At 46.6% G+C, this 17,226-nt stretch carries 13 protein-coding genes and 1 pseudogene; 6 read left to right on the forward strand and 8 right to left on the reverse strand.

Annotated features, from left to right (window positions below; translation table 11 throughout):
* The first annotated feature begins 41 nt into the window (after nucleotides 1–41).
* The 3 genes from truB to IDJ77_RS14180 all read left to right on the forward strand — a co-directional run bounded on the left by truB (nucleotide 42) and on the right by IDJ77_RS14180 (nucleotide 2,965).
* Nucleotides 42–782, forward strand: a complete 741-nt coding sequence (gene truB / locus IDJ77_RS14170; protein WP_191189616.1) for a tRNA pseudouridine(55) synthase TruB — start codon at nucleotides 42–44, stop codon at nucleotides 780–782.
* 65 nt (nucleotides 783–847) lie between these two features.
* Entirely contained in the window at nucleotides 848–1,798 is a 951-nt protein-coding gene (locus IDJ77_RS14175; protein ID WP_191189617.1) for a bifunctional riboflavin kinase/FAD synthetase, read from the forward strand.
* Between the two features lie 117 nt (nucleotides 1,799–1,915).
* Nucleotides 1,916–2,965, forward strand: a complete 1,050-nt coding sequence (locus tag IDJ77_RS14180) for a DUF2157 domain-containing protein (RefSeq protein ID WP_191189618.1) — start codon at nucleotides 1,916–1,918, stop codon at nucleotides 2,963–2,965.
* 62 nt (nucleotides 2,966–3,027) lie between these two features.
* Here IDJ77_RS14180 and IDJ77_RS14185 read toward each other — a convergent pair whose 3' ends face one another.
* Nucleotides 3,028–3,651 (reverse strand): LysE family translocator, encoded by a 624-nt coding sequence (locus IDJ77_RS14185; RefSeq protein WP_191189619.1) that lies wholly within the window; start codon nucleotides 3,649–3,651, stop codon nucleotides 3,028–3,030.
* Between the two features lie 143 nt (nucleotides 3,652–3,794).
* Between IDJ77_RS14185 and IDJ77_RS14190 the strand changes: the two genes are divergently transcribed.
* Nucleotides 3,795–4,721, forward strand: a complete 927-nt coding sequence (locus IDJ77_RS14190) for a cobalamin-binding protein (protein WP_191189620.1) — start codon at nucleotides 3,795–3,797, stop codon at nucleotides 4,719–4,721.
* Nucleotides 4,722–4,801: 80 nt separating this feature from the next.
* Nucleotides 4,802–7,360 carry a family 20 glycosylhydrolase gene (locus tag IDJ77_RS14195; RefSeq protein ID WP_191189621.1) on the forward strand — a complete coding sequence of 853 codons (2,559 nt, stop codon included), beginning with the start codon at nucleotides 4,802–4,804 and terminating at the stop codon, nucleotides 7,358–7,360.
* An 85-nt stretch (nucleotides 7,361–7,445) separates the two neighbouring features.
* On the opposite strand, the gene IDJ77_RS14200 is transcribed toward IDJ77_RS14195, so the two are convergent.
* The 4 genes and pseudogenes from IDJ77_RS14200 to IDJ77_RS14210 form a co-directional block, all read right to left on the reverse strand.
* On the reverse strand, nucleotides 7,446–8,507 hold the full coding sequence (locus IDJ77_RS14200) for a proline iminopeptidase-family hydrolase (protein WP_191189622.1): 1,062 nt from the start codon (nucleotides 8,505–8,507) through the stop codon (nucleotides 7,446–7,448).
* Between the two features lie 320 nt (nucleotides 8,508–8,827).
* The gene (locus IDJ77_RS14205; protein WP_191189623.1) at nucleotides 8,828–10,903 is read right to left on the reverse strand and encodes a TonB-dependent receptor; all 2,076 of its coding nucleotides are present in this window, start codon (nucleotides 10,901–10,903) and stop codon (nucleotides 8,828–8,830) included.
* Between the two features lie 69 nt (nucleotides 10,904–10,972).
* Nucleotides 10,973–11,056 (reverse strand): annotated as a pseudogene (locus IDJ77_RS27945) (hypothetical protein); the annotation flags it as partial.
* Between the two features lie 6 nt (nucleotides 11,057–11,062).
* The gene (locus IDJ77_RS14210; RefSeq protein WP_224751096.1) at nucleotides 11,063–12,286 is read right to left on the reverse strand and encodes a PQQ-dependent sugar dehydrogenase; all 1,224 of its coding nucleotides are present in this window, start codon (nucleotides 12,284–12,286) and stop codon (nucleotides 11,063–11,065) included.
* 189 nt (nucleotides 12,287–12,475) lie between these two features.
* Between IDJ77_RS14210 and IDJ77_RS14215 the strand changes: the two genes are divergently transcribed.
* A complete protein-coding gene (locus IDJ77_RS14215) occupies nucleotides 12,476–14,404 on the forward strand; it encodes a gliding motility-associated C-terminal domain-containing protein (protein ID WP_191189624.1) in 1,929 nt (642 codons plus the stop codon).
* Here the strand turns inward: IDJ77_RS14215 and IDJ77_RS14220 are convergent, their stop codons facing one another.
* The 3 genes from IDJ77_RS14220 to IDJ77_RS14230 are packed head-to-tail and all read right to left on the reverse strand — an operon-like array spanning nucleotide 14,405 to nucleotide 17,154.
* Nucleotides 14,405–15,664 carry an outer membrane beta-barrel protein gene (locus IDJ77_RS14220; RefSeq protein WP_191189625.1) on the reverse strand — a complete coding sequence of 420 codons (1,260 nt, stop codon included), beginning with the start codon at nucleotides 15,662–15,664 and terminating at the stop codon, nucleotides 14,405–14,407. It abuts the gene before it with no gap.
* Between the two features lie 40 nt (nucleotides 15,665–15,704).
* Nucleotides 15,705–16,364, reverse strand: coding sequence for a hypothetical protein (locus IDJ77_RS14225; RefSeq protein WP_191189626.1), 660 nt, complete (start codon nucleotides 16,362–16,364; stop codon nucleotides 15,705–15,707).
* Between the two features lie 46 nt (nucleotides 16,365–16,410).
* Nucleotides 16,411–17,154 carry a hypothetical protein gene (locus IDJ77_RS14230; RefSeq protein WP_191189627.1) on the reverse strand — a complete coding sequence of 248 codons (744 nt, stop codon included), beginning with the start codon at nucleotides 17,152–17,154 and terminating at the stop codon, nucleotides 16,411–16,413.
* Between the last annotated feature and the right edge of the window lie 72 nt (nucleotides 17,155–17,226).

A 17,226-nucleotide genomic window follows, 5' to 3' on the forward strand; every position in this document is an offset into this window, starting at 1 on the left:
TCGCTGATAAAAACCTTACCTTTGCCCCTTAAATTTTTGTTTTGAGCAAACTATCTTTCAATAATATACAGCAATTTGCCGAAGGGCAGCTTTTGCTGGTAAACAAACCCTACAAGTGGACGAGCTTTGATGTGGTTGGCAAACTCCGCAACGCCTTTAAGCCCTTAAAACTTAAAGTAGGCCATGCCGGCACGTTGGATCCATTGGCTACCGGGCTGCTCATCATCTGCACCGGTAAAATGACCAAGCAGATAGATACCTTCCAGGCCGAGGAGAAGGAGTACACTGGTACTATGGTGCTCGGCGCAACCACGCCCACTTACGACCTGGAGAGTGAACCCGAAGCAAAATTTGAAACCAGCCATCTTACCGAAGAACAGATAAAAGCAGCATGCGCACAGTTTACAGGCGATATACAGCAATACCCTCCGGCCCATTCCGCCATAAAAATTGATGGCGAGCGCCTTTACGAAAAGGCCCGCCGCGGCGAAGAAGTGGAGCTGCGCCTGCGTAACGTTACCATCACCGAGTTTGAAATAACCCGGATAGAATTGCCGGAAGTAGACTTTAGAGTAGTGTGCAGCAAGGGTACTTACATACGCTCGCTGGTTAATGATTTCGGTGCGGCTTTAAACAACGGGGCCTACCTCTCGCGCCTGCGCCGAACACGTAGCGGCAATTACCGGATAGAAGATGCGCATGAAGTGCTTGAACTTGTGAATACCATACGCGATCTTAAAAACGGAGACGTAGCAGGTGATTCATCAACTACGGGTCATTAATTGGGGGCGGTAACAAAAAGATTTTTCATTGAACTTTCTACGTTTACCTTTGTGAAATTCTAAAAATGAAGATCTACCATCACATAGATGAATTTACGCCCTTAAAAAATGCCGTGGTTACCATCGGTACTTTTGATGGCGTACATATAGGGCACCGTAAAATTATTGCCCGTTTAAAAGAACTGGCCGAAGTAGCTGGTGGTGAAACGGTTATCTTAACCTTTTTTCCGCATCCGCGGATGATCTTGCATCCCGAAGATGAGAACATCAAACTCATTACCACCATTGCCGAAAAAGCGGAACTGATGGAGCAATTGGGTGTAGACCATTTGATCATCACCCCGTTCTCCCGCGATTTCAGTAACCAGTCTGCCGAGGAATATATCCGCGATATCCTGGTGAAAAAGATTGGCATCAAAACTATTGTAATAGGGTACGATCACCGTTTTGGCAAAGACCGCAAAGGCGGGTTGGACGACCTGCTAAGATTAGCATCCGAGTATGATTTTGAAGTACTGGAGATCCCCGAACAGGATATCAATGATGTGGCCATCAGCTCTACCCGTATCCGTACGGCATTGCTGGACGGGCAGATAGATATCGCTAACGAATGCCTGGGTTATCCCTTTTTTATTACCGGTAAAGTTATCCGCGGCGATCAGTTGGGCCGTCAGCTGGGTTATCCCACCGCCAACCTGATGCTGGAAGAGCGCTATAAGCTGATCCCGTCTGATGGTATTTACGCGGTTAGGGTAAAGGTAGAAGGCAAGGAATACAAAGGTATGGCCTACATCGGCCACCGCCCAACCGTTAACGGCATGACCAGGAACATCGAGGTGAACATCTTCGATTTTAATGCCGACATCTACAACAAACAACTCCGCATGGAATTTTTACACTTTGTGCGCGAGGATATCCGCTTTGCGTCTCTGGACGAATTAGTGGTACAATTGGGCAAGGATAAAGAAGACGTGCTGGCGCTGCTGGTTTTGGATAACCCGCAGTTTAATACCTAAAGGCCCCAAGCTTGCCAACAAAACATGTTTAAGATAAGGTTAAATACCCGCTTGTTAATATCGCGTTAATTAATTTAATTCGTACTGCTCTAATCTAAAGTGGGCGTAACGTGCGGTATGGCTAAACTTAACCTCGACAGGCAGGAAAGCGAATTTTTAAACAACACCATCTCCCATTGGGAAAAACATCATTTAGTTGACGGCGAACAAGCGGAAAAACTCCGGGCTTCTTATGAAGTAAAAGGTTTCGACTGGATGCGGCTGGCCAAATATTCGTTTTGGGTAGCGCTCATATGCGGGGTGGTAGCGGTAGGCTCGCTTATTGTCGATGACGCGGTTATCAACTGGCTAAAAAGTCTGTACGATACGCCGGATATTGTGATTGCTATACTTTCGGCCGCTGCGGCAGTGGGCTTGTTCTACCTTGGCCGCCGGCGCGAAAAACTATATCCCGAGAAGATCTTCAGCAACGAGGCTGTTATTTTTACAGGCGTGTTATCCACAGCCTGCAGCATAGCTTACCTGGGCAAAACATTCGATAATGGTTCGGGCCATTACTCCCTTTTATTTTTAGTATCGGTATTTGTGTACGGTTTTTTAGCCTGGCGAATGGGCTCACGATTGATATGGCTTTTCGCGCTGGTATCGCTGGGTAGCTGGTTCGGTACCGAAACGGGCTATCAAACCAAGTGGGCGCTTTACTTTTTGGGGATGAACTACCCGCTGCGTTTCGTGCTGTTCGGCCTGCTGTCGGTTGTCGCCTGTCACATCCTTAAAAACAAAAAATGGTTCAGCTTTTTTTGGGAACTCACCTACGTGGTTGGGATGTTATACCTGTTTATGTCGCTTTGGCTACTCAGCATCTTTGGCAACTACGGCAGTTTGGATGTTTGGTGGACCATCAAACAGATCAGCCTTTTTTACTGGGGTATTATTTCGGCTGTAGTGGCAGGTGCTTTTCTGCTATATGGCTTAAAAAACAAGGATGTAATAGCCCGGGAGTTTGGCATTACCTTCCTCATCATTTTCCTCTACACCAAATACTTCGAATACTTTTGGGATGGCACCAACAAAACGCTGTTCTTTTCTATCCTGGCATTGTCTTTTTGGCTGATAGGGCGCAAGGCGGAGAAGATTTGGAATATTAACAGCCCCCCAACCCCCTGAAGGGGGAGTGGAATTTTTTGGCAAAGCGATTTTTCAAAAGCTCCCCCTTCAGGGGGCTCGGCTTAGTGCTTAAACCACACTAAATAGATCTGTTTAAAAACATGGTACAGCGCAAACCCAAAAAACAGGATGGCAATACAGGTATCAATGATCTTTGTGCTTAACGCAAATTTCTTTTGCAGGTAACTGGCAAATTTGGCATATAAAAATAGGGCGATAAAAGCGCCCATAGCAGAGCCGATGCTGAAGAATACCAGGTCGAGCGGTTTATCGTCTATCCATTCGTGGGTAATGAGGTAGGTGCCGGTCACCATCCAAAAGGGGATCTGCATGGGGTTTAAAAAGCCTAAAAGGATGCCGTATTTGATGCTGGCGTGCTGGCTGTAAGTAGTTTTTGGCGGGTTGTTGCGGTTGCGCCAGGTTATGGCAGCCATTGTGCCAAACAACACTACCATCACCCAATCTATAATGGTATCCAGCCGCACTTCTTCTGATAGCCATTTGGCGCCCAGCATCACCACATAAGTGAAGAAAAATTCTACGCATGAAAATGCCACGATAAACTGCAGGGCTTGTTTCATACCGCGGTTTATCGTTATTTGTACAAGTGTAAGGTTCACATTTCCTGGCGGTACATAGCCTATAAAATTGGCTATCACCCCGGCAAGTAAGGTTAGGAATATCATCGGGGGCAAAGATAATACTTTAGCTATCAATAAAACAGGAGATAACGATGATGCTGATCATGAATAATGCAAACTCATAATTTCGCATATTTGCATTTTTAACGGAGGGTTTGCAAAAGCCAACTGTCCAAGCAAACTGAAATATGCCTGCTCGTAAAATAGTATCCTTATTGCCTGCCGCTACCGAAATTGTTTGCGCGCTCGGCCTCGAAAGTAACCTGGTTGGCCGCTCGCACGAATGTGATTACCCTGAAACGGTAAAAGCCCTGCCGGTATGTTCAGAAGCGAACTTTCCCGATGGCTTAAGCAGCGCCGATATTGATGTGAAAGTGAAGGAGGTCCTGGCAGATGCCCTGTCGGTTTATACGGTAAAACGCGAAGTGATAAAAGAGCTGCAACCCGATGTTGTGATAACCCAGGCACAATGCGAAGTATGCGCGGTGTCGTTGCCGGAAGTGGAACAGGCTTTGGAAAACTATTTGGATAAACCCGCGGCAATTGTATCCTTGCAGCCCAATAGCCTTGACGATATTTACAAAGATATCGCCACCGTTGCGTCAGCCCTTGAAGTTACCCAAACAGGCGATCAGTTATTAGAGGACCTGCAGGAGCGGGTAGATATCATTCGCCATAAGCTAAAGTTTATGGACAATAAACCCACTGTAGCCTGTATAGAATGGCTGGAGCCGATGATGTTATCGGGTAACTGGGTGCCCGAACTGGTTGCTATTGCAGGCGGCGTTCCTATCCTTACGCAGCCGGGCAAGCACTCGCCCTATGTAAACTGGACCGAGATACAGGCGCAGGACCCTGAGGTGCTATTACTGATGCCTTGCGGTTTTTCCATCGAACGCACCATGCGCGAAATAGACCTCTTGCTGCAGCTACCCGGCTTCAGCGAAATGAAGGCGGTGAAAAATAACCGCGTTTACATTGCCGATGGTAACCAATACTTTAACCGCCCCGGTCCAAGGATTGTTGATTCGGTAGAGATCTTGGCGGAGATCATCCACCCCAAACAATTTATATTTGGCTACGAGGGCGAAGGCTGGATAAAATTCGCACTTTAAAAATTATTTTAAAAAGTTTACCAAACATTGTAAATCGATATTTTAATTATATTTACGGTTCTCAACCTAATATAATTGCCATGCGTCGTTTTATCATTCTGTTTCTTGTTACTGTTGTCGGCATAAAAGCATTTGCCCTTACCGGCGATGAGCCAAAGGTGGATCCGCAAAACCTGCACATTAGCTGGGAGGTTGTTGATAATAACTATCAGAATAAAGGCGAGGCCCTTACTGCAATTGTGATCACCAACAAAGGCAAAACGGCTTTACCTGCTTCGGGATGGAAGTTCTACTTTAACTCTTCGCGCAACTTTTTACCCAATGCAACTACGGGTAATGCCACCATCGCCCAGGTAAACGGTGATCTGTACAGCATTACCCCAACCTCCAATTTCAAAGAAATAAAACCCGGTGAAAGCGGGCGTATTGAATACGTTTGTGAATCGCCGGTGGTAAATTTTACCGATGCCATTGAAGGCCCGTACCTGGTTTGGGATAACGAACCTGCAAAAGGCTACGCCCTGGGCGATTTTACAATTAAGCCTTACAACCCCACCTACCAGGGCTTGATAACCCCCGAGATCATCTACAACCAGAACAAAACTATTTTGGATATTCCGGCTGCATCGTTACAAAAAATCATCCCAACGCCCGTAAATTACCAGGAAAATGCCGGCAATTTTATCATCAACAATACTGTTGCGATAATAAGCGACCCATTGTTTGAGAACGAGAAGCGCTATTTTATTAATGGGCTGGAAAAATTGCTGGGCAGCAAATTAAAAGGTACATCGAACACAAAAAAGATCGTCTTTAAAAAAGATGCCTCCCTTGGTGCCGAAGCTTACAACCTTAATGTAACCCCCGATGGCATGACCATAAGTGCCGCTACTCCCGCCGGTTTGTTCTACGGCATCCAATCGTTTAAAACATCGCTTAGCGCCGCGCCCTGGGCAAAAGCACAGGCAGCCATAACCGTTCCTTGTGTTGAGGTTACCGATGCGCCCCGTTTTCCTTACCGCGCCGTAATGTTGGATGTGGCCCGCAACTTTCAAAGTAAACAACAGGTATTAAAGCTGATAAACCTGATGGCCGTTTATAAACTGAATACCCTGCACATGCACCTTACCGACGATGAAGCCTGGCGAATAGAGATCCCGTCGCTACCCGAGTTAACCGCCATCGGCTCTAAACGCGGTCACTCGCTGGATAGCAAAACAAACCTGCCTGCATCGCATGGCTCAGGTCCTGATTTTAGCAATACAGCCGGTACCGGTTTTTATACCAAAGCCGACTATATCGAGATCTTGAAATACGCCAACGAACGCCACGTAACCGTTATTCCAGAGATCGAGACCCCGGGCCATGCGCGTGCCTCCATTAAAGCGATGGATGCACGCTACGAACGTTTATTAGCCGCCGGTGATAAAGCCGGTGCGGAGCGTAATTTGCTGCGCGACCTGAACGACAAATCTGATTACCGCTCGGTGCAATATTGGAATGATAACGTGATAGATGTATCGCTGCCATCAACCTACAATTATATCGAAACCGTTGTGGGCGACCTGGTGAACATCTACAAAGAAGCTAATGCCCCGCTGCCTGCCATCCATTTTGGTGGCGACGAGGTGCCGGCGCACGTTTGGGAAAAATCACCTGCTTACCTGGCGTTGAAAGCTACCCATCCCGAGATACAAAACACCGGCGACCTTTGGTACTACTTTTACGGCAGAGTGAACGAGATCCTGAAAAAACGCAATATCAAATTATCGGGCTGGGAAGAAATGGCCCTGCGCAAAACCAATGTAGACGGGCATGCCACCTACGTACCAAACCCGCAGTTTGTAAACGAAGGTATGCAGGTGGATGTTTGGAACAACGTACTGGGCGACGGACAGGAAGACCTGGCCTACAAGCTGGCAAATGGTGGTTACAAGGTAGTGCTTACCTGCGCTACCAATTTGTATTTTGATATGGCCAACTACAAATCTTTTGATGAGCCGGGCTATTATTGGGGCGCTTATTTGGGTATCGATAAATTCTTCTCGTTTATCCCTTACGATTACTTTAAAAATGCCGACGTGGATAAGAACGGCATCCCCATTAACCGCAACCTGTTTGTGGGCAAGCAACGGCTCACCGATTATGGCAAAGAAAATATCATTGGCCTGCAAGGTGCCTTATGGGGCGAAACCGTAAAAAGCGCCGAACGGATGGATTATATGATCTTCCCTAAACTGATAGGCCTTGCCGAGCGTGCCTGGGCGAAGGACCCATCCTGGACGACGGAAAGAGATACCGCCAAGGCCCGTGTTTTATACAATGAAGACTGGAGTAAATTCCTCAATATCCTGGGTAAGCGCGAGCTGCCACGGCTGGCTTATTATAACGGCGGCTACAGTTTCCGCATACCAAAACCGGGTGTTGTTTTAGAGGATGGTAAATACCTCAGCAATATTCAATACCCCGGGCTAACCATCAGGTACACCACAGATGGTACCGAACCTACAGCAAACAGCAAAGTTTACACCGCCCCGGTAAATGCAAAAGGCGTTGTAAAATTCCGCGCGTTTGATGAAAAAGGGCGGGGCGGCAACATTGCCGAAGGCCCGGCCAGTAATCCGAAGCCGACAATTTAAGTAGTTGATAGTTCATGGGTGATAGTTCATAGTAGCGGAATTATTCTGCCATGAACTATCAACTATGATCTATGAACCGAACTAACTACAATTCCACCTTTTTCTCGCCGGCGTCAACCGCTTTGATAAACCGGGTGAGGCCGCGCATGTAGGTGTGCTGGTCGTCGTACATGCTCATGTGGCTGCCGTTTTTGCAATACAGGTAGCTGCCGTTTTGCACCTGGGTGGCTATCCATTCCATGTGTTTTGGGTCCATGGTATCATATTCGCCGCCGATGCTTAAAGTTGGTACCGACAGGCCTTTTATTTCTTTTTTGCGATCCCACGTTAGAAGTTTACCTGATATGCCAAATTCGCTTGGGCCCTGCATGGTTACGTATAGCGACTGGTTTATCTTACCCATTGCACGGTTAACCGGCTCGGGCCACTCAGCTGCGGGCATCCGCAAAATGTGTTTTTCATAAAAGTTTGGGATCAGTAAACCCATATATTCCGGGTTAGCGAAATCACCTTTGGCTTCTATCTCACGGATGCGGGCCAATACTTTCGGGTCGAATTGTTTGGCTAAAACCTCGTTGGCGTATTTGCCATAATCTGGGCAGCTTACCATCATGTTGGAGATGATAAGCCCTTTAAGGTGCTGCTGGTATTTCAAAGCGTATTCGGTAGCCAAAATGCCACCCCAGGAATGACCCAGCAGGTAAAAATTATCCTTATCTAAATGCAGCGCCTGCCTTACCTGTTCTACTTCTTCCACATAACGCGGCAAGTCCCACATCGACGTGTCCTTTGGGTTATCAGAATTGCCGCAGCCCAGCTGGTCATAATAGATCAGCTCGATGCCTTTGCCGGGTAAAAAGCTCTCCATGCATTCAAAATATTCGTGCGTAGCACCGGGGCCGCCGTTCAGCAGCAACAGTTTCATGGTCGGGCTGTTGCCCAGCTTTTTCGTCCACACTTTAAACTTGCCTTTGGGCGTATTGATGGTAACCATTTGCACGCCGCCGTTCTTTACGCCCGAGGTGGTGTCTTTAAAATAGTCGGCCAATGCAGGCTCTTCGTATTGTTTGGCAGCAGGACTTACACAGGCAGATACGCAGGCCGCGGCAGCAATAACCGCAGAAAGGATAAAGGTTTTTAATTTCATGATGGCAAGAGATTTTGCTATAAATCTAATAAATTTTTGATTTATAGATAGGGGGTCACAGCGTATAAGGCCCTTCTCAAATCAGGCAAAGTGTTTCAGGGGTGTCCCACTTTTAAAAGTGGGACACCTGTTTTTTGCAATATATTGTTTATCAATTAATTACAGTATTTTAGTGAAACACTTTGGGATACCCCTGTTGTTTAATTAACTACCGCAAATAATTGTAAATTAGTCGGTTATAAAGTACTGGCTAATCGGTATAAAAATTCATAAAGAAACAGAAGTGGGACACCTGTGCTTCAGAAAATTAGTATCTTAAATTAAAGCGAGACACCCATCCCCGCATAATAGTTCCTTGGAGGTGATGGATTATAATACCGGTTGCCAATGGCATTCAGATCATTACCCAGGCTGTATTTTTCGTTCAGCAAATTATCAGCACCGGCATAAATTTCCAGTCTTGTTTTACCGAGCTTGTGCTGCCACGATGCTTTGGCCTGCAGCAAAAGGTATTTGCTTGCATACACGGTGTTCGCGTCATTCAATGGGATACTGGAGGTGTAATTGTGCTGTACAAAAGCCGAAAATCCCTGTGGGAATATAGCCTGTAAAGATGATAGCACAACCTCACGAGGCACCCCTGTTAACTTATTGCCCGAGTAATTATTCCCGGCCACATCATAATCCCTAAAGTTGAAACGGCTGATGCTAACCGAGGTATTAAATTGCAGGCCGCGGATAAAATGTGTGCTATTCTGCCTGATGAGCCAATCGGTAAAGGCCAGTTCGAAGCCGGGCTGTTTGGTGCCGCCTGCATTTACGTAATACTCAGTTTCGTTTGGGTTTAGCTGGCGCACAATGGCATTGTTGATGCGGTAGTAAAATACGGAGGCGTCCAGTAACATGCTTTCGTCTTTATTCCGCAGGCGGAAACCCGTTTCATAGTTCCAGCCAAACTGTGCCTGCAGGCCAGTATTTACAATATTATTTGTTGGCCTCACTTCCGCAGTGGTGGGGGTGGAGTAACCGCGACTAACCGATGCGCGCCATATAAAATCATTAGTGACCTGGTACGATAGCGCAAACCTCGGCATCAGTTGAGGTGCAAAATCGCGGTTAGTAAAATCAGCCTCGTTTAACGGCGCCGTGTTCCTGAATTTATAATGGTAGTAATTTAGGCTGAGGGCAGCTTCGGCGTGCAAGCGTTTGTAAATATCAGCCGCGTACCGCGCAAAAAAGAAGTGCTGATTGGTGTTGATCTTATCTATCTTTTGCACGTTGCCCTTAACACCCTTGTTGTTATCATAATTGCTAATGAGCGAATTGGTTTGCTGCCATTCCAACCCCACATTCAGCTTGCCATCAAAATTGCCCGTTTGCTTGCCCGAGAATTGGAAATAAGTACGCAGGCCGTAGGTGTTTTCGTCCCGCTGCTCGTAATTGGTGATAAAGGGGTTGGCAAAATCTACATGGTTACCAAATACTGTGAGCACATTACGTACGCCATCAGCTATTTTAGCATCGTTGGTTAAGCCGCCCAAAAGTAATTTGGTATTGATACGGATCTTTTGATCGATAGCCCCCGGTAGTGTTGCAGTTGGCAGCCTGGCCGAACGTGGATTGGCGGTTACCTGGGCAAGGTTCAATCCGCCCGGTGTTTGATAGTCCAAATCGGAGTAAAGTATGGTAGCGCGTAATTCGCTGTTTTTGGCATACTGCCAGGCATCGCCGGCTTGCAGATAAGTGCGGTGCATGCGGCTGTTTTGGCGATAACCGTCGTAGTTTTGGTAGGATTGATTAAAATTGAACCGGTTATTGCCGCTGCTTTTTTGCAGGGAGACCTTTTGATGAAATAAGCCATACGAGCCGCCGTTTACACCTGCCGATAGGTAGCTGCTATCCAAACGGTTTACCGGGCTCAACAAAACCACGCCGCCGCTATTGGCTCCAAATAAACTGCCATCGGGCCCTTTTAAGATCTCGATATGGCGGATGTTGCCGATATCGATAGCGTTCAGGTAGGTATTGCCACCGGCGTCTGTTAATGGGATCTCATCAAAATAAATCTTTACATCCCTCACCCCAAACGGAGATCGCAGTAAACTCCCCCTGATAGACAGCCGGTAGCTACCCGGCGAGCGTTCTTCTGCCCGGATGCCGGGTACGGTATTTAAGGCGGTTACAAAGGAATTATCGGGCTGCAGTTTTAATTGCGCCGCACCCAACACGCTTACCGAGGCGGGCACGCCGAGCAAAGGCTGCCCGGTAAGGTAACCTTTTACGGTAACCGTTTGCAGTTGCTTTAGAGTATCGGCTTTAGGCTGGGTTTTATTTTGGGCGATAGCGCTGCCGGTTAATACAAAAAGGGAAAGCAGGCTGAGGTAGAATTTATTCATAGCGGGTATGAAACAAAAATAGCCCTTTAAAACTAAAAGGGCTATCTGTGGTAAAGATTTACAACAATATTACTTAGCGGCCACGCGCCATATTTTATTGCTGGCATCATCGGCCACCAATAGCGAGCCATCTTTGGCAACGGTAACCCCAACCGGCCTTCAGTACACCTCTTTTTTGGCATTATCGGCAATAAAGCCGGTTAAAAAATCTTCCATTTTGGCAACGGGCTTGTTATTAATAAAGGGCAGAAAAGTAACCTTATACCCCGATAATACCGAGCGGTTCCAGGAGCCGTGCTGGCCAATAAAGGTGCCCCCGTTATATCGTGCCGGGAACTTTTTGCCATCGTAAAAGGCTATGCCTAAGGATGCCGTATGAGCGCCCAAAGCAAAATCGGGCGTGATGGTCTTCTGCACCATATCCGGGCGCTTCACTTCTAAGCGCGGGTCCTCGTGCTGCCCAAAGTATGCCCAGGGCCATCCGTAAAAACCACCTTCCTTAACGCTGGTGAGGTAATCGGGCACCAGGTCGTCGCCCAGTTCATCGCGCTCGTTCACTACGGTGTACAATACGCCTGTACCCGGTTGCAGATCTATGCCCACCGGATTGCGCAAACCCGAAGCGTAAACACGCTCGCCACTCCCATCGGGGTTTATTTCTAAGATATTGGCGCGGCGCAACTCGTTTTCCATGCCATGTTCGGCAACGTTGCTGCCCGAGCCTACCGATACGTAAATCTTGGTGCCGTTGGCATTAGCAAGCAGGTTACGGGTCCAGTGGTTATTATATCCACCGGCGGGGAGCGCCAGTATCATTTTGCCGGGGCCTTCAATTTTGGTTTGGCCGGCTTTGTAATTATATTGCCAAAGCCCGTCGGTATTGGCTACGTAAAACCAATTGCCGATGATGAGCATGCCGTAAGGCTGGTTCAACTTATCCAGGAAGGTTGTTTTTACCTCCGGCGCGCCGTCGCCGTTCGCATCGCGCAGCAAAGTGATTTGGTTAGCGCTTTTACCCAGGTTTTGTGAACCGGCTGCGCCGATGATCTTCGCGCCCAGTTTTTTTATGCCCTTCATTTCGGTGTTGGCTTCCGATACTAATATATCACCGTTGGGTGCTATGTAAATATTGCGCGGATTTTTAAGGCTATCTGCAAAAAGGCTTACGTTAAAGCCGGCGGGGGCCACGGGTGTTTTGCCTTTTGGCCAACCTATCACCCTGCAGTAGCTCCGTACCGATTTTGTTTCGAAGGGGGCAGGTAAAGCCACGTCCTGCTTCTCCGGCGTTTGCAAAGCGTCTTTTTTTGTGGGGTCGGGTTTATTTTGAGAACAGGCTGATAGAACTGTTGCGGTGAATACGATGTATATGAATTTGAACCTCATTTTATCTTATTGGATAAATAAATTAACTTTTGGTGCCGCGTTTTTGTTTCGGAATGAAGATGCTTTTAGATTATAGCGAGATTAAGCAATAATAAACATGCACGGTATCTTAAAAAGATTATTTTTGGCAAATAACTGTTGTACAGCAGTGTAAAGATGCAACCAATCAGACTAAAGGTACTTTTATTCTTGTTTTTAATTTTCGCTGCCACGCAAAGCAACGCCCAGGAATGTAAGGGTGGTTTGGGTGACGCGGTTATTAGCCAGGATTTTGGATCGGGCACGGGTTATGGCCCGGCTTTGCCCGGTACGGTTACCAATTACAGTTATACCAGCAATACCTGCCCGCCCGATGGAAGTTACACCATAGCCACCGGCACAAGCGGGTGCTTTGGCAATAGCTGGCATACCGTACTGCAAGACCATACGGGTAACCCGAATGGTTATATGATGATCATCAACGCATCAAACAACCCGGGGCAGTTTTTCAGGCAGCAAACTCAAATAGGCGCGCTATGCCCAAACACAACCTATGAGTTTTCGGCCTACATACTCAACCTTATTTTGCCACCAACATGCGGTGGACAAAGTAGCAGGCCAAACATTACATTCTCAATTGAGACAGTTGACGGAAGGGTTTTAAATCCCGGTCCGGATGCTAACACCGGGGATATATTCCCAACCAGCTCGCCTACCTGGGTAAAAAAGGGAACTTTTTTTACCACACCAGCGGGCGTGACTGAGGTAGTGGTAAGAATGGTAAACAATGCGCCGGGCGGTTGCGGTAACGATCTTTTACTGGACGATATCAGCTTTAGGGCCTGCGGCCCTGTGGTACAGGCAAACTTTGCCGGGCAGGCATCCGTCACCAGCCAAAATGTATGCGAGGGCCAGCCGGCAGAGTACGATATTACGACGATCCAGGGCGAAGGCTATACAGCACCCCAGTACCAATGGCAGCGTAATTTTAACGGCAGCAACGGCTGGATAGATATTCCGGGGGCAACGGGCACATCGTATCATGTATCGTTCCCGAGCAGTCAATTGGGCAATTACCAATACCGCCAGGGCGTTGCAGAGGGCGATAACATTGCATCTTTAAATTGCAGGGTGTATTCTAACCCGGTTACCCTCGAGGTTACAAAGTACCCGGATGTGCCGGTCATTCCCCCGGCCTCTGTTTGCGAGGGTGATGTACTTACCCTTACGGCAAGTGGCGGCGCAAGCTATAGCTGGACGGGGCCAAACCTCCCCGCTACCACCCAAAACCCATTGGTTATCCCGAATGTAACAGCGGCTATGGCCGGCCAATACAAAGTGATAGTAACATCTGCGGCAGGTTGCCCACAGCCAGGTACAGTAGAGGTAACGGTTAAACCAAAACCTGTTATTACCATAAGCCCGCCGGTTGCGATATGCCAAAGCGCCAGTACAAGCTTATCCGCGTACGCGCCGGGTGCGGTTTCGTATAGCTGGTCGCCTGCAACGGGCTTGTCGGACCCTAATTCGCAGAACCCGGTTGCGAGTCCGCAGCAAACCACGGTATATACGGTAACGGTAGTGGGGGCCAACGATTGCAGCAATACCGCGCAGGTTGAAGTAAAGGTTGTAGACCGCCCGGTTGCCGACGCCGGGAAAGATAAAAAGATTTTTGAAGGGCAATCGGTAACCCTTGATGGCAAGGGGAACGGCGAAATATTGAGTTATGAGTGGACACCGGCCGATCACCTGTCCGATCCGCATTCGGCAACGCCAACTGCAAATCCAATAGATGATATTACCTATACGCTAACCGTTACCTCGCTAAATAGCTGCTTTACCGCCCAGGACCAGGTTTTTGTACGGGTTTATAAAAAGATAGTTATCCCTAATACATTTACGCCTAATAATGATGGTACTAATGATATCTGGAACATTGAGGCCCTGGAAACCTATGCCCAAAGTACCATCACCATTTATAATAAAAGCGGCCAGCAGGTGTATTACGATATAGGCTACGCCAAACCCTGGACCGGTAACTTTAAAGGTAAGCAACTACCTGCCGGCACTTATTATTATGTGATTGACCTGAAGAACGGCGCCCCAATGCTATCGGGCTGGGTGCTGTTGGTACGCTAACTATTTCTGTTTCCCTAAGATGTAGTTTACGCCAAAGTTGTTGCTGGTTTGTTTAAAGCCATAATAACTATCGCGGGCAATTGGGTTGCCGGATAAATGTTCGGCATATATCTGAAATTTCTTGTGAATCAAAAACCCAACTTTATAGGTTATGGCATTATTGTAACTACTGAATAAAAATGGCAGGTACTCGTTTGGTAATGGTGTTCCATCATACTTCACAAATTTCTTATTGAAGAAAGTATACTTGCTTATGCCGTATCCCAATGATAAATAGAATTTAAAGTTGTCGCCGTTATAAATATGGTAAGAAACGGAGGGCGTTAAAGAAGTTACCACCTGATCGAAACTGTATGATGTATTGGAAAAGGTATTTTTATACTTAATATCCGTCGCCGACAATTCTACCGAAAATACCAGCCTGCGTGTGTTGGGGTTAACGTAAGCATTAAAACCGAACACAGCTCTCGGTAAAACGGAATTGTATGGCGTGCCCGCCGCATTGCCGTTCTGGTCGCGCGAGGTAGTTTTAGTTGCATTTAGTCCAAGCCCGGCATACAGGTCAAAACTATCGTCGCTGCCGCCTGGCTGGGTTAAAGCAACCTGTGCTTTTGTATAGCCGTTCATTTTGGTCACAATTTTCAGCAGATCGGGTTTTGTATATTCGGTACCATCCATTGTTTGCTGCAGGCCGTCATCAAGTATGTTTGCTTTTAAAGCTACAGCGGTAAGCTGCTGCAGATAAGTGGCTTCTGTGGTTGTGTTGCCTTTTTGTATTTCGCTGGTATTACCGTTATAATAAACCCTGTAGATCAACTCGTGCACGGCGTTATCGGTACCCGGGTCGCTGTAGAAATAACGGGGTTTTATAGCGTCTAAATACGAATAAAGGTTTATCACTTTACCGGTTTGCAATACTTTTAAAAAAACGTTCTCCACGGTAAAGCTGGTATCGCGGCCCCCAAGTATGCGGTTGTTATTTGTTTCGTCATGGCTAATTGGCCCGCTGTAGCGCTGGTATATATCCAGCTTATCAATGCTGAAATATTTAATTTCGGCTGTAGTGAAGTTGCGGATTTTGTTATCCGGTGTTCTGAAACGGATGCTTGCAGGGTTGCTGCCCCATTCCTGGTAGTCTATTTCGCCTTTTACAGTGTCGCCGGCTAAGGTTACCGCATAGCCGGTTTTAAAATTACTTTGTGCAAAAGAGAACGTGGTAAATAAAAATACAGGTAATAGTGATAAGTAAATTTTCGTCATAGTTAAGGGGGCTTAGGGTTATTAGATAGTAGTTGTTTTTTTACTTTTTTACACCGTTTATTTTATTTACCACTTCAAGGATATAGCTTTTCGTATAGCGTAACCATTCTATTTTGTGTTGAATGTCGGGTGTCATCAAATCGTGTTTAAGGGCAATGTTGTACAATTGCGTCATGTATGTATCTTCGCTTACCGTGCGGCCTTTGCCTGTATATACGTTTACCTTCCCCGAATCATAGTAAAGGCGGTATCCCAATTCTACCGGCATTTCACCATCCTTTTCGGTGATATAAAAACGGTTTTTTATATGATCACTAAACGAATAGAGGGAGAGCTTTTCTCCCTTTTGCAGCACTTTTAAAAATACCGTATCAAGCCTCATTGATGTATCCCGTTCGTTTAATACCTGTTGTTCACTAATGTGGTCAAGTGTAATAAATCCAGCGTAGCGCTGGTATGCCTGGCGTCCTTTAACTTCTAAATACTGCGTATTATTCGGCGTTAAAACCATTGCGTTATTCCCTGCGGCTGTGTTAAATTTTACTTGCCGGGGGTTGCCATGCAGATCGCGGGAATCAATTGTGCCATATAAAGTATCGCCTTTTAAGGTAACTGCATAACCCGGCTCAAAATGGGTTTGTGCTACCGCTAATGATGAGAGTAATAATAAAGTTGCGACCGTTAGGTAAAGTAGCTTCATAATCAGGTATTGATAATTGTGATAAGTTTTTGTTGCCAGGCCCCCATTAAAAAGCGGCATTTAAAATAGCCAGCACCACAAACACTCCTATCACCACAAGGCCGATAGTACCGATGGGCTTGTTTGTTTTCTTTGTTATTTCACTTTTTGGGGTGCCGTTTATTTTACCCACTATCTCCTGCATGGCGGTTTGCGTGTATTCGGCCTTATTTATCATTTTTTTCATATCATCGCTAAGCATATTGTTTTTTAACGCCAGCGCCGAGAGTTGTTTTTTATAGGAAGTTTCGCTTTTGGTTTCGCGATTATAGCTGCCTGATACGGCAGGGTAATACAGCTTAAAAATCAGCTCTGCAGGGGTTTTATCTATGGCATCACTGGTATAAAACCTGCTTTTAATATCATCGGTGTAGACGTAAAGAGTTGCATTTTTTCCGGTTTGCAGGACTTCTAAAAATACGGTATCAATTTTAAAAGTGGTATCGCGCCCGCTGTTTAGCCGGTGCTCATTGGTCTCATCAAGGCTGATGCTTACCACATGGCGCTCGTATTGTTCCAGCCCGGTAAACGCAAATGAGCGTACCTGGCTGATGGGAAGTTTTTGCACCTCGCCAACTCCGGTTTGTTTAAATTTAACTACACTGGGGTTGCGGTCCAGCCCGCTATGGTCTATATAGCCTCTCAGCGTATCGCCTTTTTGTGTAATGGCGTAAGCATCTTTATAGCTTTGGGCAAATGATGTTGAAGAAATAAAAAGGAAAAGCAGGGAGAGTGCGTAGAGATATCTCATTCTTGAGTTTAGGTTTATAATTGGTGGCAACAATATACACAAATTGTATAAACCAAAAAAACTTATTATCAG

Origin of the sequence: Mucilaginibacter pankratovii, assembly GCF_014773265.1 — a bacterium.
In the GTDB taxonomy this organism is placed as follows: domain Bacteria; phylum Bacteroidota; class Bacteroidia; order Sphingobacteriales; family Sphingobacteriaceae; genus Mucilaginibacter; species Mucilaginibacter pankratovii.